This window comes from Bradyrhizobium sp. UNPA324, assembly GCF_006658635.1.
Lineage (GTDB): Bacteria > Pseudomonadota > Alphaproteobacteria > Rhizobiales > Xanthobacteraceae > Bradyrhizobium > Bradyrhizobium nanningense.
On record NZ_LFJD01000004.1, the window covers coordinates 551,586 to 572,991 of the forward strand.

A 21,406-nucleotide genomic window follows, 5' to 3' on the forward strand; every position below is an offset into this window, starting at 1 on the left:
AGTGCCGAGGGTCTTGGACAGGACGAAAAACAGGGGAGCCTCGCGGGAATGACCTTGCCAGTCTGCGCGGGGCTTGACCTGCCCGGCGATCTTCAGACAGCTTCTTGAAAGAGGATCGAGCGCCGGGTCAAGCCTGGCCTGATGAAAGCGACCGGACGCGGCAAATGACCCATCACCACCTGCATTCCAGTCCCAAAACCTGCCATTGGGGCTTCTTCGAAGCCGCGCTGAAGCCCGTCCTCACCATCGCCAGCGGCGATGAGGTGACGGTCGACACCATCAGCGGCGGGCCTGACATGCTGCCCGACCGCGACAAGTTTCACATTCCCCCCGAGATGCTCGAGGTTCATGCCAGCAACGAGCGCATGCTGCCCGGCCACATTCTGACCGGCCCGATCGCCGTCGAGGGCGCCGAGCCCGGCGACGTACTCGCGGTCGAGATCCTCGACGTTCAGCTCCGGCAGGATTGGGGCTGGAACATGATCAAGCCGCTGTCCGGCACCCTGCCCGACGATTTTCACGAGACCCGCATCCTCAACATCCCGCTCGACCGTACCAAGATGACCGGCCGCATGCCGTGGGGCCTCGACCTGCCGCTCAAGCCGTTCTTCGGCGTGATGGGCGTGTCGCCGCCACCGGCCTGGGGCCGCATCTCCTCGCTGGTGCCGCGCGCGATGGGCGGCAATCTCGACAACAAGGAGCTCGGCGCCGGCGCGACGCTCTATTTGCCGGTGTTCGTGCCGGGGGCGATGTTCTCCTGCGGCGACGGCCACGGCGTCCAAGGCGACGGCGAGGTCTGCGTCACCGCGATCGAGACCGCGCTGCAGGGCCGCTTCCGCCTGGCGCTGCGCAAGGACCTGAAGCTCGACTATCCCCGCGCCGAGACGGCGACCCACTACATCACCATGGCGATGGACCCCGACCTCGACCAATGCGTGGTGCGCGCGCTGCGCGACATGATCGCGCTGCTCGGCGAGACGCGAAACCTGTCGCGCGAGGACGCCTACACGCTGTGCAGCCTGGCCGCCGATCTCAGGGTCACCCAGACCGTCAACGGCGCCAAAGGCATCCATTGCATGATCGAAAAGGCGATCGTGCACGGCTGAGCTCGGACGCCGTTTCCGTAACCTGTTGACGCCACACCGCCGCCCGTACTCCGCGCGGCGCGCTCGGTCGCGACTAATTTCCCGTGCGATTCCAACACGCTGAGCGTCAAGCTCAGCCTGCATTTGACTTCCGCCCCTGAACCTAAATAGAGTCTTAATCGTTACTTTTATGTACCCGAGTAAGAGGCTAGCGTTCGGGCCATGGCCACCGAAAAAGCCGAGACTGACCGCATTCCCGTAACCCTGGCGCTCTCGACCATCACCTACCTGGAGAAGCTGGTGAGACAGGGCACCCACGGCACCAGCGTTCCCGGCGTCGCACGTACCTTGATCGAGGAAGGCATCCGTCTCGCCATCAAGGACGGGCTCTTGTCGATCCGCGACAATGGCAGGACGTGAGCGCGCGCCGAACGTGAGGCGGACGGATCTCGAGGCGGATGGCCGACATCTGCAACCTGGGACCGTTACCAATGCCTGTTCTCTCACCGACCTGGACCGACGAACGAATTGAGCTCCTGAAGCGGCATTTCGAGGCCGGCCTCTCCTGCCGCGAGATCGCCGCCGACATCGGCGTCAGCCGCAACGCCGTGATCGGCAAGCTCTCCCGCCTCAACCTGACGCGTGGCCGGACCAACGACGATCGCAAGGTTCAGGATCGGGGCCCGGCGCGGGCGCAGAGGGCCGTGCCGCGGCTGCAATATGAGATGCTCGCCACGATCTATGGCGACACCGACGCCCCCGTGGCGACGGGGCCGATCGACGACGCCAATCGCTGCTCGCTGCTGGAGCTTGCCGAGAACCGCTGCCGCTGGCCGATCTCGACTCCGGGCGCCGAGGACTTCTGCTTCTGCGGCAATTCCGCGCCCGACGGCCAGCCCTATTGCGCCGGCCACAGCCGCCTCGCCTACCGGCCGAACGCCCGTGCGCGCGTGATGCGGGGCTGAAGTCCAGGCCGAAAATAAAAACCTCCGGCGGGGCATCGCCGGAGGTTTCTGGAGGCTTAGCGTGAAGCTAAGAGCCGCAACTTTCGTATCTGGCTAGGAGCTATATAGCTTAGTAACTCATGTAAGTAAATTAATCTGGCGCGATTGAATCGCATAGCTCGTCTTCGTCCGCCGCACGGACGACGAGAAGTGCCGAACGTGCGCAAAAAAAGCCCCGGCGGTGTCCCGCCGGGGCTGTGTCGGATCGAAGGACCCAGAAGCTTACCAGTTGCGCTGGGCGCGCAGGAGCAGGCTGTAGGTGTCCTGGTCCTTCAGCTCGTAGGTCGCCGCCGGCTTGGCGACGCCGGTCAGCGCTGCGGTCGTGATCGCGCCCGAGTACTTCTGATCGAGGTGGCTGTAGGTGAAGTCAGCCGAGAAGGTCAGGTTCTTCACCGGCGTCCAGCGGGTGATGACACCGACCTGGCCGATGTTGAAGTCCGGGTTGCAGGTGCCGGTCAGGGTGGCGAACGCGGCGCTGCCGCAGATCAGGCCCTTGGCCGTGCCGCTGTAGTTGACCGCAGCCCACGCGCCGTAGAGCGCCGTGTTCCAGTACGGGCTCCAGTTGTGGGTGTAGGCGCCCCGGAAGCCGTAGGTCTTGGTCAGCTCGAGCTGGCCGCCCGGAGCAAACACCGCGTCAGACACGCCGGCGAAGCCGATGCTCTGATAGGCCGCGTTCGAGCTGCCGAACATCGAGTAGCTGGTCGCGGCCAGCTCCTGGAAGTTGTAGCGGCTCGCGCCCTCGGTGTAGACGCCCGAGATGTTGATCACGTCGCCGGCACCGGTCGGGATGTTCTTGATGCCCAACGCGAGCTGAACGGCCCAGCCCCACTTGTCTTCCGGATGACCGGTGACTTCGCTGGCGCCGTAATAGGCGACATGGTTGTCGTGAGCCGCGACCGAGGCCTGGAACAGGCCCCAGGCCTGATCGACGCGAACCATCGCGACGAGGTCCGGCGAGCGGCTGCCGCCGATGTCGTTCGAGCCGTAGGCACCGCCGAGCACGCCCGTGGTCGACATGCCGGCCGTGTTCCAGAGGCTGGTCTGGTAGACCTGCGTCTGGTCCTGCGCCGAGAACGCAGCGGTGACGCCCTGGCCGAAGTCGGCCGTGTAGGTGAACTGCGCCACGCCGTTGGTGGTGCCGCTGCCGCCGACGAGCTGGTCGAAGTTGTTGCCGGGATAGTTGATCCAGGGCGCGTCGAACTGCGACACCGCCTTACCCATGGTGAAGCCGGCGAACTGGATGAAGGCGTAGTAGACGCCGAGCGCGCCGCCCGAGATGTTGCCGTCGGTGCCGTTGATGCTGCCGCCGCCCGAACCGGTGAGGCCGGTGCCGGCCGCGTTGAGACCGATCGTGCCGCTGTACTGGGTCGCGCCCGTGGCCGAACCGGTCCCGCCGTAATTGCCGGTCGTCCAGGTGAAGACCGCGTCGAAATAGGTGCGGACGACGCCGTATTCCGTCGCGGTGCGCGTGTCGATGTTGAGATCTTCACGAGCGCGCATCGAGTAGTAGTTGTTCAGGCGGTTGTTGGCCGCGAACACGCCGTTGTACTGGGCGCTGTAATTGCCGCCGGCGTTGAGCGCCACTTCGGCACGCACGTAGCCGCCCAGCTTGATGCAGGTGTCGGTGCCCGGGATGTAGTAGTAGCCCGCGCCGTACAGCGAGCAGATCTTCACGTACTCGACCGCCTTGGCCTTGACCGGAAGATCGGCCGCCTGGGCTCCACCGACGGCGATCAGACCCGCCGCAGTGCCGAGCAAAAGGCTCTTCACCACTTTCATTTAAAACCTCCAAGTTGCTCATTTTGCGGAGACGGACCGTGAGGCCCCCCAAGATCCCCGCCTCTCAAATCCGCTCGGCCGCTTTCGGACACTCCCGCTTTCGACGCGAGGAACGTGAGCGAACCACCTGCAACGGGACGATCGAGTACCCCCCACCGTCGAAGATCAATATGCCTGCGTCGTTCGGTAATCAAAATAGTTTATTAGGTCAGCTTTTCGGTTTTGCTAAACCTGTGCCCCGCGCGCAACACCGTGGCCTGCGGGGGCAATCACTGAGCTGATCATCTTTGTAGTTTTAGTGACGAAATTACCCTGCCCTGCACTTGCGTCAGAGCAGGCTTGCGTGGACTATGGCCTTCCACGAACACCGGCCTGAACAAATCGGTTCACGGGAGTGACGCTGTGTCCGCGACGAGGAAAGAAGGAGCGCGCCTGCGCTCGATCGGCAATCTGGATATCATCAGGCGCTTCACCTGGGAGATATCGTCGATCAACATGTATCTTGAGGAGCTGCGTCAGTTCTGGGCGAAGACGCTCGGCATCAGCGGCCCGCAATGGCTGATCCTGATGGCCATCTCCGACCTCGACAAGGACGACGGTATCCCGGTCAACGTCGTCTCCAAGCTGCTCCACGTCGATCCGTCCTTCGTCACCACCCAGTCCAAGCTGCTCGAGAAGAAGGCGCTGTTGCGCCGCCGCCCCTCGCCGACCGACGCCCGCGTGGTGCGGTTGTCGCTGACCGACAAGACGCAGAAGCACATCGCGAGCCTCCACGAGCAATACAAGACGATTCGCGAGTTCGTCTTCCAGGAGTTCGACGAGGACGAGCTGACGGAATTCACCACCAAGCTCGCGACGCTGAAGAACCGCCTCGAGAAGGCCTGCGTCCGGATCTCGCTCGACTTCTAGGCCTGAGGGCGGTGCTCAGATCCGCCGGGCGGCGGCACCGAGCCGCGATTCGAGCCAGTCGAAGATGTATTCGTTGGCAAGGCTCGGATTGTCAGCATGGGCCTGCGCCGCGCCGGTCTCGGACGCAGTGAACACCTTCAACATGACATCCGAACTGCCGAGCCGGGAGCTCTGGACGATCTGACGGGCCCGGTCGGCCTTGAGCCAGCCGTCCTCGCCGAGCGTGATCAGCACCGGACAGTCGGCGCTGGAGGCCATCAGCGGCGCATGCGGCACCGGCACGATGCTGACGTCGCTCAGCGCGAACCGGCTGGCGAAGAAGGCCCGCTCGTGCAGGTCCCACAAGCCGCCGTCGCAGACGGCGGCGGCAAGCCGCGGCTCCTGCAGCACGGCGCGCGCCACGAAGGAGGAGCCCCAGCCATCGGCAATGATCCCGACGCGCGCGAAATCGACGTCGCTGCGCATCTCCAGATAGTCCATGACGCAAGGAATCGCGCTCTCGAGATCGCGCCGCCGCAACAGCGCGTCGATGAAATCGTCGCGCTGGTCGCCGAACAGGTCGAGCGCCAGCAGCGAGAACCCACGCTCGCGCGCATGCGGCACGAGCTTGAATAGGAACTCCTCCTTGCGGTGGCCGGGCTCGCCGATGCAGATCACGGTCGGCGCTCGCGCGCTGCCCGACGGCGCAGGGAGGAAGTAGCCCTGCAGCGCATGGCCGTCGAGCCATGGGATCGTCACGACCTCGCCCGCCGGGCTGCGCGCCGAAAGGTAGCGGCGCGCGCATTCCTGCATCGCGAGCACGGCAACCCAGCGGCGCTCGTCGTCCTGCTCCAGCGGCATCGCCGCCGCGCTATAATAGTTCATAGCGCGAAGCCAGTTGCGCTGCGCGCTCGCCATGTGGCCTTCCGCGAACGCAGCCTCGGCGCGCTGCCGGTTGGCTTGCGCCAGCCGCTTCCACTCGCGATGCCAGGAGCGGTCGTCGCCCCGCTTCAGCTGCCGCGCGATCATCAGGCATTCGGCGATCGTGGCGCCGCCCTCCTGGGCCGCGGTCAGCAGGCGCGTGAATTCAGCGGAGATGTCCTCCCGCTCCGGGCAAAGGATCCAGTCGTCGGAGAGGCATGCGGGTATCATCGGGAGCTACGCTCTGTCATCGCGTTACCCCTGATTGACTAAACCATTTCAGGTGCCCGACCAAGACGCCGCGCGCGGCATTCCAAGCGTTCGAGATCAACATCGCTTGAACGACGATCCATGACGCATGCATGACATGCCAATCCGACATAGGGAGCCGGCGATTGGCAAGAGGTGTCACGCGATATCACGCGCGCACCTCTTGACATGATGATTATCATACCTACATGCGCGCGCGTTCGACGACGATCTCCGCCGCAAGCTCAACCGAGTCGCCAGCCGACCTCCTGCGTGAAACTTTCGTAGAAGGCGCGGTCATAGGCTTGCTCCGGCGTGGCGCGCACGCGTTCGTCGAGACGCTTGGCGTCCTCGCCGACGAGAATGCGCCAGCGCTCGGCCTTGACCCCGTCGAGAATGATCTTCGCCGCTTGAACGGCTGTCGTCGGCGCGTCCTCCAGGAAGCTGCGGGCGCGTTCGGCGAACGCCGCCTGGATGTCCTCGTCCGACATCTTGTCGGCATCCGGCATGCCGGCCGCGACCATGCGCTTGCGGGTCAGCGCGACCTCGTCGGCATTGAGCCGCTCCGATCCATCGGCGCTCTGCACCTTGCGCGAATTGGAGACGATCGAGGTGCCGATGTGGCCGGGCATCACCACCGAGCATTTGACGTGCGGCGCGTGCAGGCGGAGGTCGTTGATCAGCGCTTCGGTGAATCCCTTCACCGCGAACTTCGCCGAGCTGTAGGCGGTGTGCGCCTGGTTCATGCCGATCGAGGCCCAGAAGCCGTTGACGCTCGCGGTGTTGACGATGTGGGCCTCGTCCGCGGCCACCAGCAGCGGCAGGAAGGTGCGCACGCCGAGATAGACGCCGCCCCAGCAGATGTTGAAGGTGCGCTCCCATTGCTCGCGCGTGTTGGTGAACAGGCTGCTGCCGCCGCCGATGCCGGCGTTGTTGAACAGCAGATGGATCTTCTCGGTCTTCTGCTGCACGGCGAGCTCGTCGCGAAAACGCTTCAGCTGATCCTCGATCGCGACGTCGGCGACATGCGTCGTGACGCGCAGGCCTTGCGGAAGCTTTTCGGTCTCGCACAGCCGCTTGGTCTCGGCCATCGCGGCCTCCGAGACGTCGCATATCGCGACGTTGCAGCCCTCGGCCACCAATTGCCGCGCGAGCTCGCGCCCCATTCCCGTGCCGCCGCCGGTGATGACCGCGATCTTTCCTGCAAAATCCTTCATGGGACTTTCGGCCCCTCCCTTGTCGGTATGTTTCTTCGTCACCGCGCCGCCTGCCGGCGCGCGCAAAATGTAGCAGCGCTGCATGCGCAGGTAAAAGCGGATCGGCGATAGCGATCTTCGGCGTCAGTTATTTCGGCGCGCGGACTATTGATCGTTCCAGTGCGGTCACTCGCGTGGTCCGCACATGGGAGGCAGCCACGCCCGCGGCGTATCCTTCGAGACGCCCGCCATTGGGGGGCCCTCAGGATGAGGGCGGAGTCCGTTGCGCTAGTTTCAACAAGCACCGATGCCCGTCAGCCTCATCCTGACGAGACCGCTGAGAGCGGTCGTCTCGAAGGACGAGGCGCTTGCTCCGTCGTCGCCGTGAAACACCGTTAGCGCGGCGCTGGTGCCACAGTCGGGCATAAGTGCCCGGTTCCCGTATTTGTCCGGCTTCGGTTGAGGGGCAATTTTTTTACAATCCGAATCGTCAAATGGACTCCGGACACTGGGTCGAGTCGACCAGGCCAGCGTGTTGTTTGCGTGTCACAGGCTCTGGCACTCCGCTTGCATCCTCTTCGTGGTCCAAAACGACCGATGAGGTGACAGGAATGTTCGTGACCGTCGTAGCCGTGCTCTGCCGGCTTAGCGCAGCTAGCTCAGGCAGTTGCGTCGAGGAAATCGTGACCGACAGCAACATGACGCCCGAGATTTCGATGATGCAGTGCGCGGTCGGCGCACAGGCACCATTAGCGAAATGGATGGGCGAGCATCCGATCTATCACGCCAACTGGCGCCTCGAGCGCTTCAAATGCGTCCCGGGTCACTACGAGATCAAAAGCCACGCGTAGACCCGTAGAACTACGAGCATCGAGGAAACGCCCCGGAGACGCGCTCCCTTCCCTCCGTATGGGCTCGATAGCGCCGCTCTCATTGAGTCGCTGCGCTCTGTGACAACGATCACACCTTCCCTTCACGCCACCGCCCGCAAGATCATCGCCCGCGCGCGCCGCCCCTCCGGCGTCGGCATCAGCGCATAATTGTGCGGCTGGTCACGTAGCAGATGCAGCTCGACCGGCACGCCCACCGCCCTCGCCCGCGCCGCCAGATCGATACTGTCGGGGTAAAGCAGATCGCGCGTCCCTGCGAAGATCGTCATCGGCGCCAGCGCGCGGAAGGCGCCGTTGAGCGGGCTGACGAAGGGATGGCCGACATCGAGCTCGCCGGCATAGAGCCGCCCGGCCTCGACGATGCCCGGAATGTCCTGGATCGGATCGCGCTTCGCGATCTCGATTTGCTCCGGACGGCTGACCGAGGCATCGGCGGCGGGTGAGATCAGCACCATCTGGTTCGGCTGCCGATGCCCGTGATCGCGCAGCCATTGGCAGGCGGCGAGCGCGAGTCCCGCGCCGGCCGAGTTGCCGACCAGCGTGACCTTTGCGGGCCCCGCGTCTTCCAGCAACATCCGCAGCAGCTCCGCCGTCGCCGGCACCACGTCCTTCGCGGTGGCGCGCGGCGCCAGCGGATAGATCGGCACGACGCAGACGACGCCGGCCTTGCGCGTCATCTGGCCGACGAAGCGCCAATGCGCCGGCACGATCTCGTTGATGTAGCCGCCGCCATGCAGGAACATGACGAAGTTGCAGCCTTCATGGCCCGACGATGGCGCGGTGTAATAGACCGGCCAGCCGCCCATCTTGGTCAGCGTCGCCTCGACGCCGCGGCCCAGCCCCGTCGGCTCGAACGAGGCCGGCTGCAAGGCGAGCTTCTGCACATGCGCCTGCACGGCTTCGGCGGACGCGAGCTGCTGCTTGTAGGGGAGCTGCCGCAGCATGGCGTTGAACAAGCGGCTCTGCAAACTCGGCGCGGGATCGCGACTGCGCGGTGCGCACATAACAGGACAAAACTGCAAGGCTGACACAAGTCTTGCGACGCTCATGGTCCGTTCTCCGCCAGGCCGGGAGTCCATATAGCGACCAAGAAGCTTGCGAGAAGGCCGCCATGGGTCGATATAATGCGAGCATTCGCTCGCTTTTCCTACTCGCATTCGGATCGCAAAGCCATGGCGCGCACGCCGCCGACAAGACCCCGGAAAAATGCCCTGCAGGCGCGATCGCGCGCCACCGTCGACGCGCTGATCGAGGCGACTGCTCGCATTCTGGTCCACGACGGTTTCGAGAAAGCGAACACCAACCGCATCGCGGAGATCGCCGGCGTCAGCGTCGGTTCGCTCTACCAGTACTTTCCGAGCAAGGAAGCCCTCGTCGCTGCCGTGATCGAACGTCACAACGAGGAGATCATGGGCATCGTCCGCACCGCGCTGACCGAAGTCGCCGAGCTGCCGATCGACAAGGCCGTACGAAGACTCGTCACCGTCGCGATCGAAGCCCACCGCATCAACCCGAAGCTGCATCGCGTGCTCGCCGAACAGATCCCGCGCACCGGCCAGCTCAAGGACATCGAAGCCTTCAACCGCGAGGTCCAAACCCTCGTGCGCACCTATCTCGAAAGCCGCCGCAAGGAGATGCGGAAGGTAGACCTCGATGTCGCAACCTTCATCTGCGTCAGCGCGATCGAAGCGGTGGCGCACAACACTGTGCTGCACGGGGCCGAGATGCTGTCGGAGAAGACGGTGCGGACGCTGGTGGACGAGACGACGCGGTTGGTGGTGGGGTATTTGAGGTAACGGATCGCGAACTAACAGGGGGCTCGTGTTCAAAATGATTAAATCACAGCTTGATCGCATCCATACGATCGTCGGAAGAATTGCGACAGAGTTCAGCGAAGTGGAAATGCTATGGTACCTCATTTTCACTTGTTTGCTAGCTGCCGACCGGAAGGTGGTGGAGCAATAGTCACAAGACTGGAGCTCAACAGCGGCAGTTGATCTTGGACGTTCCTGCAGCCGCGCTTGGGATAGAGTCACCGCTCCACGTTCTTATTAAACGCCGTGTCGAGGAAACGAAGGCGCTCGCCGGAAGACGCAACGACATCATTCATAGTATTATTCATGTCTTCCAAGCTGCACGTCCTCCCAGTATCGCCGCAGGCGGCGCCTCAAGACCCTCTCGCTTGGGACAGAAAGAAATTGCTCTAGAAGTTGCGCACACCTATCGTGAAATCGTTGTTCATCAACTTGACGTGCACGAATTACGACTCGCCGCCATTCGACATTCCAACCCAGCGGCCAATCTACGTCACGAAGAGCGCCAGCTGTCGCGCGCGCGGCAGACAGAATTGGACAAGATCGATCTAGATCCTATTGTTCTGGCACTGCTCGCGACGCAGAGAAAGTCCTCACGAAGAGGCGGGAGAGGTCCTGACGCTCGCCTCCGAGATTTCGCAAACAAGCGCTGATGGCTGTTTCACGGTCCGGTAGGATGAACATCGTACCCCCTCCCGGCTCGTGAAATTGATTCGGAAAGACAGCATCTCTCCACCAGCTTGGCTACTGTGCATGGGGTCGTTTTCGGCATTTTAGTTGCCGACCATCCACGGCCACGCGCTGGCCGTCGCCGCGGGTGGGAGCCCCCAACACGACGATCAACCCACAGACAGATGTTTTGGAAAAAATGGTCGGAGCGAGAGGATTTGAACCTCCGACCCCTAGTCTCCCAGACTAGTGCGCTAACCGGGCTGCGCCACGCTCCGAACGTCGTTCCATTAGCTAGGATCGGCGCGATGCGCAAGGCGAGGCACGCACCATTTTGGTGCCCTTACCCTAAGTCCCCGGAACCGCCCGCAAAGCCGGCCGAAGATCGCCCTAGCCGTCCTTCAGCGCCTGATCCAGCATCTCCTTAGCTGCGACGAGGTCGGCGAGCGCCCGCCCCAAGCGCTCCCGATCGAGCGCGCTGGGGCCGGGGGGCGCGGCGGCAGCGCCGCCCTTGCGGAAGGTGGTGAGGATCTCCTCGTCGTCGACCTCCGTGAAGCGGAAGTCGATGCCTTCCGCCTCGTCGCCCTGGTAGTCGTCATCGTCGGTGTCGGTGACGCCCTTGATCGGCGCCTCCTCGTCCTCGGGCTCCATCAGGCTTGCGCCGATGGCGTCCTCGATGGCGCCGAACGAGACCGCGGCGGCGCTGTCGGCGAGGCCCTGCACCGATTTGACGCCGTGCTCTTTCAGGATCCGCTGGACCCCGCGGATGGTGTAGCCCTCGCCGTAAAGCAGGCGGCGGATGCCCTTGAGCAGATCGACGTCGTCGGGGCGGTAATAGCGGCGGCCGCCGCTGCGCTTCATCGGCTTGATCTGCGAGAAGCGGGTCTCCCAGAACCGCAGCACGTGCTGCGGGATGTCGAGCTCCTGCGCTACTTCGCTGATGGTTCGGAACGCATCCGGCGCCTTGTCCAAATGCCAAATCCTTTGCGGAAGGCGTTACGCCTCTTGTGCCGCCTTGCTGGTGGCGTCGCCGTTGGCGCGGTGCTGGCCGTTGATCCGCTGCTTCAGGATCGCCGACGGCTTGAACACCATGACGCGGCGCGGCGAGATCGGCACCTCAGTGCCGGTCTTCGGGTTACGGCCGATGCGCTGACCCTTCTTGCGCACCATGAAGGACCCGAACGAGGACAGCTTCACCGTCTCGCCCTTCTCCAGGCAGTCGGTGATCTCCTTCAGCACGAGTTCCACGAAGGCGGACGATTCCGTGCGCGACAGGCCCACCTTCTGGTAGACGGCTTCGCACAGATCGACACGCGTTACGGTTTTACTTTGATCGGTCATCGCCCTGCCCCACATCACGGCGAACAATTGTTGTCTGAAATTATGAGGTTACGATACGCCGGTCAACAGCGCTCATCAATGCAGGCGCATCGATATCGCGGCGGATTCCGGCTAAATTTTATCGAGTGTGGCTCTACCAGCGCACCAGCGCGGAGCCCCAGGTGAAGCCCCCGCCCATCGCTTCCAGCAGAACGAGGTCGCCCTTCTTGATGCGGCCGTCCTTGCGGGCCACCGACAGCGCCAGCGGGATCGAGGCCGCCGAGGTGTTGCCGTGACGGTCCACCGTCAGCACCACCTTTTCGGGGGCGATATGGAGCTTGTGGGCGGAAGCGTCGATGATTCGCTTGTTGGCCTGGTGCGGCACGAACCAGTCGATGCTGTCGGCATTGAGCCCGGTGGCCTGGAAGGCATCGACGATGACGTCGGTGATCATGCCGACCGCATGCTTGAAGACCTCGCGGCCCTCCATGCGCAGATGGCCGACGGTCTGGGTCGAGGACGGGCCGCCGTCGACGAACAGCTTTGCCTTGTGGCGGCCGTCGGAGCGCAAGTGCGTGGTCACGACGCCGCGATCGGTTGCGGCCTTGCCCGGCTGCTCCTGCGCCTCGAGCACGACCGCGCCGGCACCGTCGCCGAACAGGACGCAGGTGCCGCGGTCGTTCCAGTCGAGGATGCGCGAGAAGGTCTCGGCGCCGATCACCAGCGCGCGCTTGAAGGCGCCGGTGCGCAGGAAATTGTCGGCAGTGGCGAGCGCGAACACGAAGCCCGAACAGACCGCCTGCAGGTCGAAGGCCGCGCCGTGGTTGATGCCGAGCGCGTTCTGCACGGCGACGGCGGTCGCGGGAAAGGTGTTGTCCGGCGTCGAGGTCGCCAGCACGATGAGGTCGATCGACTGCGCATCCATGCCGGCGTCAGTGAGCGCGGCCTGGGCTGCTCTGATCGCCAGATGCGAGGTGAACTCGCCCTCGGCCGCGATGTGCCGCTCGCGAATGCCGGTGCGCTGCACGATCCACTCGTCGGAGGTATCGATGCGCGCCGCCAATTGGGCGTTGGTCACCACCTGCTCCGGCAGATAGGAGCCGCAGCCGAGCACGACCGAACGAATTTGAGTCACGAAACAGCCTCCTGCGCGGCCTGCACCGAATTGAGTGCACCACCCTCGCGGTTGAGCATCTGATTGATCTTGTTCAGGAGATCGTAGTGAGCCATCTCATAGCCAACATCGATTGCATAGGCAAAGCCTTCGGCACTGATTCCGCCATGGCTCTTGACCACGATCCCGTTCAATCCCAGGAACACGCCGCCATTGGACTTGTTCGGGTCCATCTTGTCGCGCAGGGCCTGGAAGGCGCTGCGGGCAAAGAGATAGCCGAGCTTGGACAACCAGCTCCGTTTCATCTCGTTGCGGAGCAATTCCGCCATCTGCCTGGCGGTTCCCTCGGCGGCTTTCAGCGCAATGTTGCCGCTGTAGCCTTCGGTCACAATGACGTCCGCCACCCCCTTGCCGATGCCGTCGCCCTCGACGAAGCCGAGATAGTCGAGCTCCGGCAAGATCCTGGCGCGCAGGATTTCGCCGGCCTCGCGGATCTCCTCGTGCCCCTTGATCTCCTCGGTCCCGATATTGAGCAGGCCGAGCGTGGGCCGGGGCTTGTCGAACAGCACGCTCGCCATCGCGGCGCCCATGACGGCGAGTAACACCAGGTGGTGTGCGTCGCCGCCGATGGTGGCACCGAGGTCGAGCACGACGGATTCTCCGCGCCTGGTCGGCCATATCCCCGCAATCGCCGGGCGGTCGATTCCCTTCAGCGTGCGCAGATGGAAGCGCGACATCGCCATCAGCGCGCCGGTATTGCCGGCGGAGACCGCGACATCCGCCTCTCCCTTCTTCACCGCGTCGATCGCAAGCCACATCGAGGACGTCTTGCGGCCGCGCCGCAGCGCCTGGCTCGGCTTGTCCGAACCACTGACGGCAACGTCGGTATGGATGATCTTCGAGGCGGCCTTGAGCTGGGGGTGCCGGTCGAGCTCGGGCTCGATCTTGGCGCGGTCCCCGACCAGCAGGAACTCGATCTCGCGGTGCCTGCCAAGCGAGATGGCAGCGCCCGGAATGACCACGGCGGCGCCGGCGTCGCCCCCCATGGCGTCAAGCGCAATGCGAACCTTGCTTGGCATAAAAGTCCTGGAAAACCTGGTCTGGTGCGGTCTTGAACGAGCGGAGCCGCAGAATGGGTCCGCCATGGACATGGCGACCGGTCAGGCGCCACGCCGCGCCCGGACCGGGGCGCGACAATAGCGTTTTGTTATCCCGAAACAACCTCTTGCCCCCAGCCTTTTGCTTTTGGGGTGATCCGGCCGCGAATCCCGGAATTTGCAGGAAATACATTGAAATCAGTTAGATAAGGGCTTCTTTGAAACCGTCCCGGCAGATGCTTCGCGCGCCCTTGCAGGCGATCCGGCGTGGAACGGCCCGGCTACTGGCCCTTCTTGTTGTCCTGCAGCGCCTTCAACGCGGCGAAGGGATGGTCCTCCGGATCGGGCGCGGTGACCTCCGCCTCGAAAACGGCCCCCTCCTTGCGCGGATAGGGATCGATCGCCAGGAACAGGGCATCGGTGGCGATCCGGCCGAGGTCGATGATGCCACCCACGATCGCTTCCGGTGGATCTGCGACCTCAGGCGTCTCCGCATCGTCCTGCCCCTCCTCGATCAGGTCGGCGAGGCGCCGCGCCTCGGCCTCGGGGGCGAACATCAGGTCCACCTCCTCCTCGATCTCACTCTCGATCGGATCCAGCGTGACCACGCAGGTCTGGCCGATTCGGGCCCGGACGATGCCGGTCACCTGAACCCGGCCGCCGCTCCTGGGCATGACGTCGAGGTCGGCCCGGGCGGACAGGACCTCCCGTACGCCGCCGACCTCAGCGATGGCCTTCCGCTCGGCGGCCGAGGCCTCGAGCTTGCGATGCAGGCCGGTGTCGGGGATCTGGGCGACGATGACAGGCGCCCGCCAGGGATCGGGCACGGATCCGGTCGTTGGTCGGCTCATGGCGTGACATCCTCATGGAGCGCTGGAGGAAACCGAAACGAGGCCCGCAGCAGCGCGGCCTCGCCGGCCTGGCCGAGAGCGGCCTCGCTGGCCCGGGCGTAGGCCGCCAGCCGCTTCGCCTGGTCCAGGCCGGTCCCATTCAAGATATTCTTGCAGATCGCCTCTGCCAGGGCCTCACCGCCGGCCTCCATGGCCTGATCATAGGCCTGGACGCGGCCGTAAAAGGCCTCGCCGAAGGCCCGCATCCGCTTCGGCACGGTCTGGTCGCCGACCCCCATCTCGCGCAGATTGTCGTCCATATCCTCGCAGAATCGGTCGAACAGCGCCTGCGACAGCTCGGTGGCGCTTTGAACCGTGCGCAGGCGTCGCAGCAACAGCCACAGATGCAGCAGCAACAGGTCGAAACGCCCGTTAACGGTATCAGGCACGCCCAAGTCCCGGTAAAATATGGGTTCTCGCGCCTGCGTCACGATCATGCCATAGATGGCTTCAATGGTGCCGCTCGGGGTTCGCCGGGGTTTCCTGAAGTGATTGAACGGCCAAAGCATTGTGGTTTCCGCAAGCGGGCGCGCGCGAGTTGCATTCAGACGCCCTGCCCGGTACTTCAGCGCCTCGCGCGACGCAAGGGGACGGAATCAGTTCCGCTATGACCACAACGATTGAGACCAGCCTGCGCGCAGGTAAGCGGCGCGGCCTTCATGCACGCTGGCGCGGCTTGCGCATGCTCGCGGCCGTCACCCTGATCGGCGCTGCGCTTGCGGGCTGCACCGGCGAGCAATTCCAGAAGGGTTACATCCTGCCACCCGGCGCGCTGGAGCAGATTCCGATCGGCGCGAGCCAGGATCAGGTGCTGATCGTGATGGGCACCCCCTCCACCGTCGCCACCCTTGATGGCGAAGTGTTCTATTACATCTCGCAGCGCTCGGAGCGCATGGTCGCTTTCATGAATCAGAAGGTGGTCGACCAGCGCGTGATCGCGATCTATTTCGACAAGAACCGGCGCGTGCGGCGGCTGGCGAATTACGGCCTGCAGGACGGCAAGATCTTTGACTTCATCAGCCGCACCACGCCGACGTCGGGTCAGGAGATGAGCTACCTCGCGCCGCTGTTCAAGCTGCTCAGCTTCAACTGAGCCTCCAAAAGCGTTTTCGAGCGACGCCAATTCCGCCGGAAGGCAAATGGCTGTCGCCTGCGGCGTCGTGCCGCCCTCCGCGCGGCCTTTGCCGTGGCGTGCGACTTGCCGCCGCAAGCCGCGTTCCCTAGGCTCCCTGCAAAGCAAGAAGCTGGGAGCGGATTCGTGTCCAAGAAACTTCAGAATACCTTGTTGTCCCGCCGTCGCGTGCTCACCGCCGCTGCCGGCCTTTCGGCCGCAGCGATCCTGCCGCGATCAAGCCTCGCCGACTGGAAGCCGACCGAAAACGTCCGTCTCGTCGTGCCGGCCGCAGCCGGCGGCTCGACCGACGTGATGGGCCGGCTTCTGGCCGCACATCTGCAAACCGCATGGGGCCAGTCGGCCGTCGTGGAAAACCGCTCCGGCGGCGGCGGCACCATCGGCACCGCCGAGGTGGTCCGCGCCAAACCTGATGGCCATACCATCCTGGTCGGCAATCCGGGCCCGAACGCGATCGCCTACAGCATCTTCAAGAATCTCACCTACAAGCCGGACCAGCTTCAGCCTGTGACCAACATGATCCGGATCCCGAACATCGTGTCGGCGCATCCGAAGACCGGCATCAAGTCGGTTGCTGAGCTGATCGCCTATCTCAAGGCCAATCCGGACAAGCTCAGCTACGCCTCCTCCGGCGTCGGCCAGAGCCCTCACCTCACCGGCGCCTGGTTCCTGCAGCTCACGGGCCTGAAGATGACGCACATCCCGTTCCGCGGCGCCGGCCCCGCGCTCCAGGCCGCGCTCGCCGGCGACATCCAGATCCTGTTCGACAACCTCTACCCGAGCCTGCCCCAGGTGCAGAACGGCACGCTCAACGGTCTCTGCGTCACCACGACCGAGCGCAGCGAGCTCGCGCCGAACTTGCCGACCATGCGCGAGAGCGCGCCGGAGCTCGCGAATTTCGACGTCTCGTCGTGGTTCTCGGTGTTCCTGCCGAAGGGCGTCTCGCCCGAGGTGCTGAACGCGCTCAATCTCCAGGTCAAGGCGATGCTGGAGCGCGACGACATCAAGAAGCAGATCGCCGCCATGGGCGCCCGCGCCGACTACGGCACGCCGCAGCAATTCGCCGCCTTCGTGGACGCCGAGACGAAGAAGTTCGCCGCCATCATCCAGAAGGAAGGCTTGCAGATGGACGTGCAGTAGGGTTCGCAAGAACGCCCGCCACCGTCTCCGTCATTGCGAGTGAAGCGAAGCAATCCAGCCCGTCTCCGCGCAGAGACCCTGGATTGCTTCGTCGCAAGAGCTCCTCGCAATGACGCGGTAAGAGCTCGTATTCCGTCAAATAAAAAACCCCGCGGCTCACGCCGCGGGGTTTTGTCTTTCACGTCGGCGCCGCCTAGTGCGCCAGGATCGCCAGCAGCAGCAAGGCCACGATGTTCGTGATCTTGATCATCGGATTCACCGCGGGGCCGGCCGTATCCTTGTAGGGATCGCCGACGGTGTCGCCGGTCACCGCCGACTTGTGGGCATCCGAGCCCTTGCCGCCGAAATGACCGTCCTCGATGTACTTCTTGGCGTTGTCCCAGGCGCCGCCGCCCGAGGTCATGGAGATCGCGACGAACAGGCCCGTCACGATGACGCCGAGCAGCATGGCGCCGACCGCGGAGAACGCCGCCGACTTGCCGGCCGCACCGCCGCCCGCGATCGCGTAGATCAGGAAGTAGACGACGATCGGCGACAGCACCGGAAGCAGCGAGGGGATGATCATCTCCTTGATCGCCGCCTTCGTCAGCAGGTCGACCGCCTTGCCGTAATCAGGCTTGTCGGTGCCCTGCATGATGCCAGGCTTCTCGCGGAACTGACGCCGCACCTCCTCGACGATCGCGCTCGCCGCACGGCCCACCGCCGTCATGCCCATCGCGCCGAACAAGTACGGCAACAGGCCGCCGAACAACAGGCCCACCACGACGTAGGGGTTGTTGAGCGAGAAGTCCGGATTGACGCCGGCGAAGTACGGATGCTGCGCGCTGTCCGCGACGAAGAACTTGAGGTCCTGGTTGTAGGCCGCAAACAGCACGAGGGCACCGAGACCGGCGGAGCCGATTGCGTAGCCCTTGGTCACCGCCTTGGTGGTGTTGCCGACCGCGTCGAGCGCGTCGGTCGACTTGCGCACCTCCTTGGGCAGGCCCGCCATCTCGGCGATGCCGCCGGCGTTGTCCGTCACCGGGCCGAAGGCGTCGAGCGCAACGACCATGCCGGCCAGCGCCAGCATGGTGGCGGTCGCGATCGCGATGCCAAACAGGCCGGCGAGGCTGTAAGTAACCAGGATGCCGGCGATGATCACGATCGCAGGCAGCGCGGTCGCTTCCATCGAGACGGCAAGGCCCTGGATCACGTTGGTGCCATGGCCGGTCACCGAGGCCTGGGCGATCGACTTCACCGGACGATAGTCCGTGCCGGTGTAGTATTCGGTGATCCAGATGATCAGCGCCGTGACGACGAGGCCGACCACGCCGCATTCGAACAGCGCCATGCCGGTGTACTCGACGCCCTCGAGCTTGCCGAAGCCGATCAGGTAGTAGATCACCAGCGCGATGCCGATCAGCGACAGGATGCCGGTTGCGATCAGGCCCTTGTAGAGCGCGCCCATGATCGACTGGCTCGGCCCGAGCTTGACGAAGAAGGTGCCGATGATCGAGGTGATGATGCAGATGCCGCCGATCGCGAGCGGCAGCGTCATCATGTTGGCGAGGATCGGCGTCTTGGCGAAGAAGATCGCAGCCAGCACCATGGTGGCGACCGCGGTCACCGCATAGGTCTCGAACAGGTCGGCGGCCATGCCGGCGCAATCGCCGACATTGTCACCGACATTGTCGGCGATGGTTGCGGGATTGCGCGGATCGTCCTCGGGAATGCCGGCCTCGACCTTGCCGACGAGATCGCCGCCGACGTCCGCACCCTTGGTGAAGATGCCGCCGCCGAGGCGGGCGAAGATCGAGATCAGCGAAGCGCCAAAGCCGAGCGCCACCATGGCGTCGACCACCGTGCGGCTGTCGGGCGCGAGCTTGAGCGAATGGACCAGGAAGCCGAAATAGAGGGTCACACCTAACAGCGCGAGACCCGCCACCAGCATGCCGGTGATCGCGCCCGCCTTGAAGGCGAGCTCGAGGCCGCCGGCGAGCGACGTCGTCGCGGCCTGGGCAGTGCGCACATTGGCGCGGACCGAGACGTTCATGCCGATGAAGCCAGCAGCGCCGGACAGGATGGCGCCGATGGCGAAACCGATCGCGACATAGAGACCGAGGAAATAGGCAAGCAGCACGAAGATGACGATGCCGACGATACCGATCGTGGTGTACTGGCGCCGCAGATAGGCCTGCGCGCCTTCACGCACCGCCCCTGCGATCTCCTGCATGCGCGGCGACCCCGCATCCGCGCTTAACACCGAAGACGTCGCCCAAATCGCGTAGACGACGGAAAGCACTCCGCAGAGCACTATCAACCATAATGCTGTCATGTGATGTTTGCCTCAGATCCTTGATGTACCCCCGGCGCCTTATTGTCCGTTGTGCGGTGCGGCGCCTTGATTTCGAACAAAGCCGCCCCTTGCCCAAAAGGGGCGGCCTTAGTCAGCCGCGAGCTTGCCAAAATCAAATTGAGGGTGCAACGCCGGATAAGGCCGAAAACGCCGATCTCGGCAGGTATTTAGAACCAAGTGCTGAGAACTAACATGCCGGTTTGGAGCGATTCCTAGAAGTGGCTGTAGGACAGCCGCGTCAAAGCCAGTTCCTGGCCGTGTCCGTCCAGGAAGCGCGGCCTCTCCTTCCCCGGCACGATCGTGCCGATCGCCGTGACGGCAAGGCCGGCCGCCCGCCCCGCGGCAATCAGCGCATCGGCTTGCGCCGGCGGGACGGTGCACAGCACCTCGTAATCGTCGCCCCCCGCAAGCAGCGTCTCGACGCCAACGACGTTGCGGGCGACCAGGCTTGCTGCCGCGGCCGAGAGCGGCACGCTCGCCACGTCGACACTGGCCGAGACCCCCGACGCCGCGCAGAGCTTCGCCAGATCGCCGGCAAGCCCGTCGGAGACATCCATCGCCGCGGTCGCATGATCGCGCACGGCCCGCGCCAGCACATTGCGCGGCTGCGGCTCGCGATAGCGCGAGACCAGGGCGTCCTTTGCAGCGGGACTGCTCGCGAGCGCGGCCGCAGCAGCGCCGCCCTTGAGCACGTCGAGGCCGAGCGCAGCATCGCCGATCGTGCCCGTCACCAGAATGCGATCGCCCGGCTTCGCGCCGGTCCGGCCGACCATCCGCCCCTTCGGCACGCGGCCGAAGGCGGTGATCGAGATCATCTGCGGACCCGGCGTCGAGACCGTGTCGCCGCCGAGCAGAGGACAAGCGAACTGTCTTGCGTCTTCGCCGAGCGCGTCCGCAAAGGGCCGCAGCCAGGCGTCCTCCTTGCTGCGCAGCGCCAGCGTCAGCACGAAGCCGGCCGGCACCGCGCCCTTGGCGGCGAGATCCGACAGGTTCACCCGCAACGCCTTGCGCGCGATGGTGTCAGGCGGATCGCTGGCAAGATAGTGCACGCCCTCGACGACGGCGTCGGTGGTGACGACGATGTCGTCGCCGGACGACGACAGCACCGCGGCGTCGTCGACCAGCCCGAACGCACCGCGATCGGTCGCCAGCGGCTTGAAATAGCGCGCGATGAGAGAGTCTTCGGCGGAGAGGGGTTTCGGGTCTGCCACCGGCTTAACCCCACAAACAGGTGTCATCGCCCGGCTCGACCGGGCGATCCAGTATTCCACAGACGGCTGCGAACAATCGATAGGCCGCGGCGTACTGGATCACCCGCCTTCGCGGGTGATGACAGTGGAGAATGGGGCTGGCGTATTGCTTCAATGCGACGCCCCTCAGCACGACTACCGCCCGAACTCGTCGCCGCGAAACTGGCGGCCGATCTGGTCGAGCACGGCGTTCACCATGCCGGTCTCCTCGCGGTCGACAAACGCGTTGGCGACGTCGACATATTCGGAGACGACGACGCGGCCCGGCACGTCCTTGCGATGCTCCAATTCGTAGGCCCCCGCCCGCAGCACCGCACGCAGGATCGCCTCGATCCGCTTCAAGGGCCAGCCCTTCGACAGCGCCTCGTCGATCAGGGGATCCAGCTTCTTCTGGTCGCGCACGACGCCCGAGACGACGTCGCGGAAGAACGCAGCTTCCGCCGGCAGATACGTGTCGCCCTCGACCTCGTTGCCGAGCCAATGGCTCTCGAACTCGGCAAAGATGTCGTTGATGCCGGCGCCCGCGATATCCATCTGGTACAGCGCCTGCACGGCCGCGAGCCGCGCCGCACCGCGCCGGTTCGCCTTTTTCTCCGCAAGCCCCGCCGGCTTTTTGTTGCTGTTGTCAGCCAT

At 64.5% G+C, this 21,406-nt stretch carries 22 protein-coding genes and 1 tRNA gene; 9 read left to right on the forward strand and 14 right to left on the reverse strand.

Annotation, left to right across the window (positions count from 1 at the left end):
* The first annotated feature begins 164 nt into the window (after positions 1-164).
* The 3 genes from UNPA324_RS02570 to UNPA324_RS02580 all read left to right on the forward strand — a co-directional run bounded on the left by UNPA324_RS02570 (position 165) and on the right by UNPA324_RS02580 (position 2,050).
* The gene (locus UNPA324_RS02570) at positions 165-1,106 is read left to right on the forward strand and encodes an acetamidase/formamidase family protein (protein WP_141933327.1); all 942 of its coding nucleotides are present in this window, start codon (positions 165-167) and stop codon (positions 1,104-1,106) included.
* 201 nt (positions 1,107-1,307) lie between these two features.
* Complete coding sequence (locus tag UNPA324_RS02575; RefSeq protein ID WP_007603456.1) at positions 1,308-1,505, forward strand: hypothetical protein; 198 nt, start codon at positions 1,308-1,310, stop codon at positions 1,503-1,505.
* 71 nt (positions 1,506-1,576) lie between these two features.
* On the forward strand, positions 1,577-2,050 hold the full coding sequence (locus tag UNPA324_RS02580) for a GcrA family cell cycle regulator (protein ID WP_164936406.1): 474 nt from the start codon (positions 1,577-1,579) through the stop codon (positions 2,048-2,050).
* A 261-nt stretch (positions 2,051-2,311) separates the two neighbouring features.
* Here the strand turns inward: UNPA324_RS02580 and UNPA324_RS02585 are convergent, their stop codons facing one another.
* On the reverse strand, positions 2,312-3,868 hold the full coding sequence (locus tag UNPA324_RS02585) for a porin (protein ID WP_141933329.1): 1,557 nt from the start codon (positions 3,866-3,868) through the stop codon (positions 2,312-2,314).
* Between the two features lie 402 nt (positions 3,869-4,270).
* On the opposite strand from UNPA324_RS02585, the gene UNPA324_RS02590 reads away from it, so the two are divergent.
* Positions 4,271-4,777, forward strand: a complete 507-nt coding sequence (locus UNPA324_RS02590) for a MarR family winged helix-turn-helix transcriptional regulator (RefSeq protein WP_128920658.1) — start codon at positions 4,271-4,273, stop codon at positions 4,775-4,777.
* A 15-nt stretch (positions 4,778-4,792) separates the two neighbouring features.
* On the opposite strand, the gene UNPA324_RS02595 is transcribed toward UNPA324_RS02590, so the two are convergent.
* Both UNPA324_RS02595 and UNPA324_RS02600 read right to left on the reverse strand, forming a co-directional pair.
* Positions 4,793-5,908 (reverse strand): alpha/beta hydrolase family protein, encoded by a 1,116-nt coding sequence (locus UNPA324_RS02595; RefSeq protein ID WP_141933331.1) that lies wholly within the window; start codon positions 5,906-5,908, stop codon positions 4,793-4,795.
* Positions 5,909-6,171: 263 nt separating this feature from the next.
* Entirely contained in the window at positions 6,172-7,143 is a 972-nt protein-coding gene (locus tag UNPA324_RS02600) for an SDR family oxidoreductase (RefSeq protein WP_141933333.1), read from the reverse strand.
* 590 nt (positions 7,144-7,733) lie between these two features.
* Here UNPA324_RS02600 and UNPA324_RS02605 point away from each other — a divergent pair.
* Positions 7,734-7,973, forward strand: a complete 240-nt coding sequence (locus UNPA324_RS02605) for a hypothetical protein (RefSeq protein ID WP_128920655.1) — start codon at positions 7,734-7,736, stop codon at positions 7,971-7,973.
* Between the two features lie 122 nt (positions 7,974-8,095).
* Here the strand turns inward: UNPA324_RS02605 and UNPA324_RS02610 are convergent, their stop codons facing one another.
* A complete protein-coding gene (locus UNPA324_RS02610) occupies positions 8,096-8,968 on the reverse strand; it encodes an alpha/beta fold hydrolase (RefSeq protein WP_246667099.1) in 873 nt (290 codons plus the stop codon).
* A 216-nt stretch (positions 8,969-9,184) separates the two neighbouring features.
* Here UNPA324_RS02610 and UNPA324_RS02615 point away from each other — a divergent pair, with 216 nt between their 5' ends.
* Entirely contained in the window at positions 9,185-9,808 is a 624-nt protein-coding gene (locus UNPA324_RS02615; RefSeq protein WP_181769267.1) for a TetR/AcrR family transcriptional regulator, read from the forward strand.
* 203 nt (positions 9,809-10,011) lie between these two features.
* Positions 10,012-10,479 (forward strand): hypothetical protein, encoded by a 468-nt coding sequence (locus UNPA324_RS02620; protein ID WP_141933339.1) that lies wholly within the window; start codon positions 10,012-10,014, stop codon positions 10,477-10,479.
* A 216-nt stretch (positions 10,480-10,695) separates the two neighbouring features.
* Here the strand turns inward: UNPA324_RS02620 and UNPA324_RS02625 are convergent.
* The 7 genes from UNPA324_RS02625 to UNPA324_RS02655 all read right to left on the reverse strand — a co-directional run bounded on the left by UNPA324_RS02625 (position 10,696) and on the right by UNPA324_RS02655 (position 15,425).
* Positions 10,696-10,773: transfer RNA gene (locus UNPA324_RS02625), tRNA-Pro, on the reverse strand.
* A gap of 112 nt (positions 10,774-10,885) precedes the next feature.
* Complete coding sequence (locus UNPA324_RS02630; protein ID WP_141933341.1) at positions 10,886-11,467, reverse strand: MerR family transcriptional regulator; 582 nt, start codon at positions 11,465-11,467, stop codon at positions 10,886-10,888.
* 24 nt (positions 11,468-11,491) lie between these two features.
* On the reverse strand, positions 11,492-11,836 hold the full coding sequence (locus UNPA324_RS02635) for an integration host factor subunit alpha (protein WP_181769268.1): 345 nt from the start codon (positions 11,834-11,836) through the stop codon (positions 11,492-11,494).
* Between the two features lie 133 nt (positions 11,837-11,969).
* On the reverse strand, positions 11,970-12,950 hold the full coding sequence (locus UNPA324_RS02640; RefSeq protein WP_128920650.1) for a beta-ketoacyl-ACP synthase III: 981 nt from the start codon (positions 12,948-12,950) through the stop codon (positions 11,970-11,972).
* Entirely contained in the window at positions 12,947-14,008 is a 1,062-nt protein-coding gene (plsX, locus tag UNPA324_RS02645; RefSeq protein WP_141933343.1) for a phosphate acyltransferase PlsX, read from the reverse strand. The genes UNPA324_RS02640 and plsX overlap by 4 nt, the downstream gene beginning before the upstream one ends.
* A gap of 299 nt (positions 14,009-14,307) precedes the next feature.
* On the reverse strand, positions 14,308-14,877 hold the full coding sequence (locus UNPA324_RS02650) for a YceD family protein (RefSeq protein WP_128920648.1): 570 nt from the start codon (positions 14,875-14,877) through the stop codon (positions 14,308-14,310).
* A complete protein-coding gene (locus UNPA324_RS02655; protein ID WP_141933345.1) occupies positions 14,874-15,425 on the reverse strand; it encodes a ubiquinol-cytochrome C chaperone family protein in 552 nt (183 codons plus the stop codon). Before UNPA324_RS02655 ends, UNPA324_RS02650 begins: the two co-directional genes overlap by 4 nt.
* Positions 15,426-15,523: 98 nt before the next feature.
* Between UNPA324_RS02655 and UNPA324_RS02660 the strand changes: the two genes are divergently transcribed.
* Together UNPA324_RS02660 and UNPA324_RS02665 are read left to right on the forward strand one after the other, a co-directional pair.
* Positions 15,524-16,009 (forward strand): outer membrane protein assembly factor BamE, encoded by a 486-nt coding sequence (locus tag UNPA324_RS02660; protein ID WP_181769269.1) that lies wholly within the window; start codon positions 15,524-15,526, stop codon positions 16,007-16,009.
* 165 nt (positions 16,010-16,174) lie between these two features.
* Positions 16,175-17,188, forward strand: a complete 1,014-nt coding sequence (locus UNPA324_RS02665; protein ID WP_141933347.1) for a Bug family tripartite tricarboxylate transporter substrate binding protein — start codon at positions 16,175-16,177, stop codon at positions 17,186-17,188.
* 193 nt (positions 17,189-17,381) lie between these two features.
* Here the strand turns inward: UNPA324_RS02665 and UNPA324_RS02670 are convergent, their stop codons facing one another.
* From UNPA324_RS02670 to nusB, 3 genes are all read right to left on the reverse strand, one after another.
* On the reverse strand, positions 17,382-19,502 hold the full coding sequence (locus UNPA324_RS02670; protein ID WP_141933349.1) for a sodium-translocating pyrophosphatase: 2,121 nt from the start codon (positions 19,500-19,502) through the stop codon (positions 17,382-17,384).
* A 233-nt stretch (positions 19,503-19,735) separates the two neighbouring features.
* On the reverse strand, positions 19,736-20,734 hold the full coding sequence (gene thiL / locus UNPA324_RS02675; RefSeq protein ID WP_246667100.1) for a thiamine-phosphate kinase: 999 nt from the start codon (positions 20,732-20,734) through the stop codon (positions 19,736-19,738).
* Positions 20,735-20,908: 174 nt separating this feature from the next.
* Positions 20,909-21,406 (reverse strand): transcription antitermination factor NusB, encoded by a 498-nt coding sequence (gene nusB / locus UNPA324_RS02680; protein ID WP_128920642.1) that lies wholly within the window; start codon positions 21,404-21,406, stop codon positions 20,909-20,911.

Coding starts and splice junctions, on each gene's coding strand:
- UNPA324_RS02570 (WP_141933327.1), top strand. CDS start 165: ATGACCCATCACCACCTGCATTCCAGTCCCAAAACCTGCCATTGGGGC.
- UNPA324_RS02600 (WP_141933333.1), bottom strand. CDS start 7,143: ATGAAGGATTTTGCAGGAAAGATCGCGGTCATCACCGGCGGCGGCACG.
- UNPA324_RS02585 (WP_141933329.1), bottom strand. CDS start 3,868: ATGAAAGTGGTGAAGAGCCTTTTGCTCGGCACTGCGGCGGGTCTGATC.
- UNPA324_RS02670 (WP_141933349.1), bottom strand. CDS start 19,502: ATGACAGCATTATGGTTGATAGTGCTCTGCGGAGTGCTTTCCGTCGTC.
- UNPA324_RS02650 (WP_128920648.1), bottom strand. CDS start 14,877: ATGAGCCGACCAACGACCGGATCCGTGCCCGATCCCTGGCGGGCGCCT.
- UNPA324_RS02605 (WP_128920655.1), top strand. CDS start 7,734: ATGTTCGTGACCGTCGTAGCCGTGCTCTGCCGGCTTAGCGCAGCTAGC.
- UNPA324_RS02575 (WP_007603456.1), top strand. CDS start 1,308: ATGGCCACCGAAAAAGCCGAGACTGACCGCATTCCCGTAACCCTGGCG.
- UNPA324_RS02660 (WP_181769269.1), top strand. CDS start 15,524: ATGACCACAACGATTGAGACCAGCCTGCGCGCAGGTAAGCGGCGCGGC.
- UNPA324_RS02615 (WP_181769267.1), top strand. CDS start 9,185: ATGGCGCGCACGCCGCCGACAAGACCCCGGAAAAATGCCCTGCAGGCG.
- UNPA324_RS02635 (WP_181769268.1), bottom strand. CDS start 11,836: ATGACCGATCAAAGTAAAACCGTAACGCGTGTCGATCTGTGCGAAGCC.
- UNPA324_RS02595 (WP_141933331.1), bottom strand. CDS start 5,908: ATGATACCCGCATGCCTCTCCGACGACTGGATCCTTTGCCCGGAGCGG.
- UNPA324_RS02580 (WP_164936406.1), top strand. CDS start 1,577: ATGCCTGTTCTCTCACCGACCTGGACCGACGAACGAATTGAGCTCCTG.
- plsX (WP_141933343.1), bottom strand. CDS start 14,008: ATGCCAAGCAAGGTTCGCATTGCGCTTGACGCCATGGGGGGCGACGCC.
- UNPA324_RS02655 (WP_141933345.1), bottom strand. CDS start 15,425: ATGCTTTGGCCGTTCAATCACTTCAGGAAACCCCGGCGAACCCCGAGC.
- nusB (WP_128920642.1), bottom strand. CDS start 21,406: ATGGCTGACAACAGCAACAAAAAGCCGGCGGGGCTTGCGGAGAAAAAG.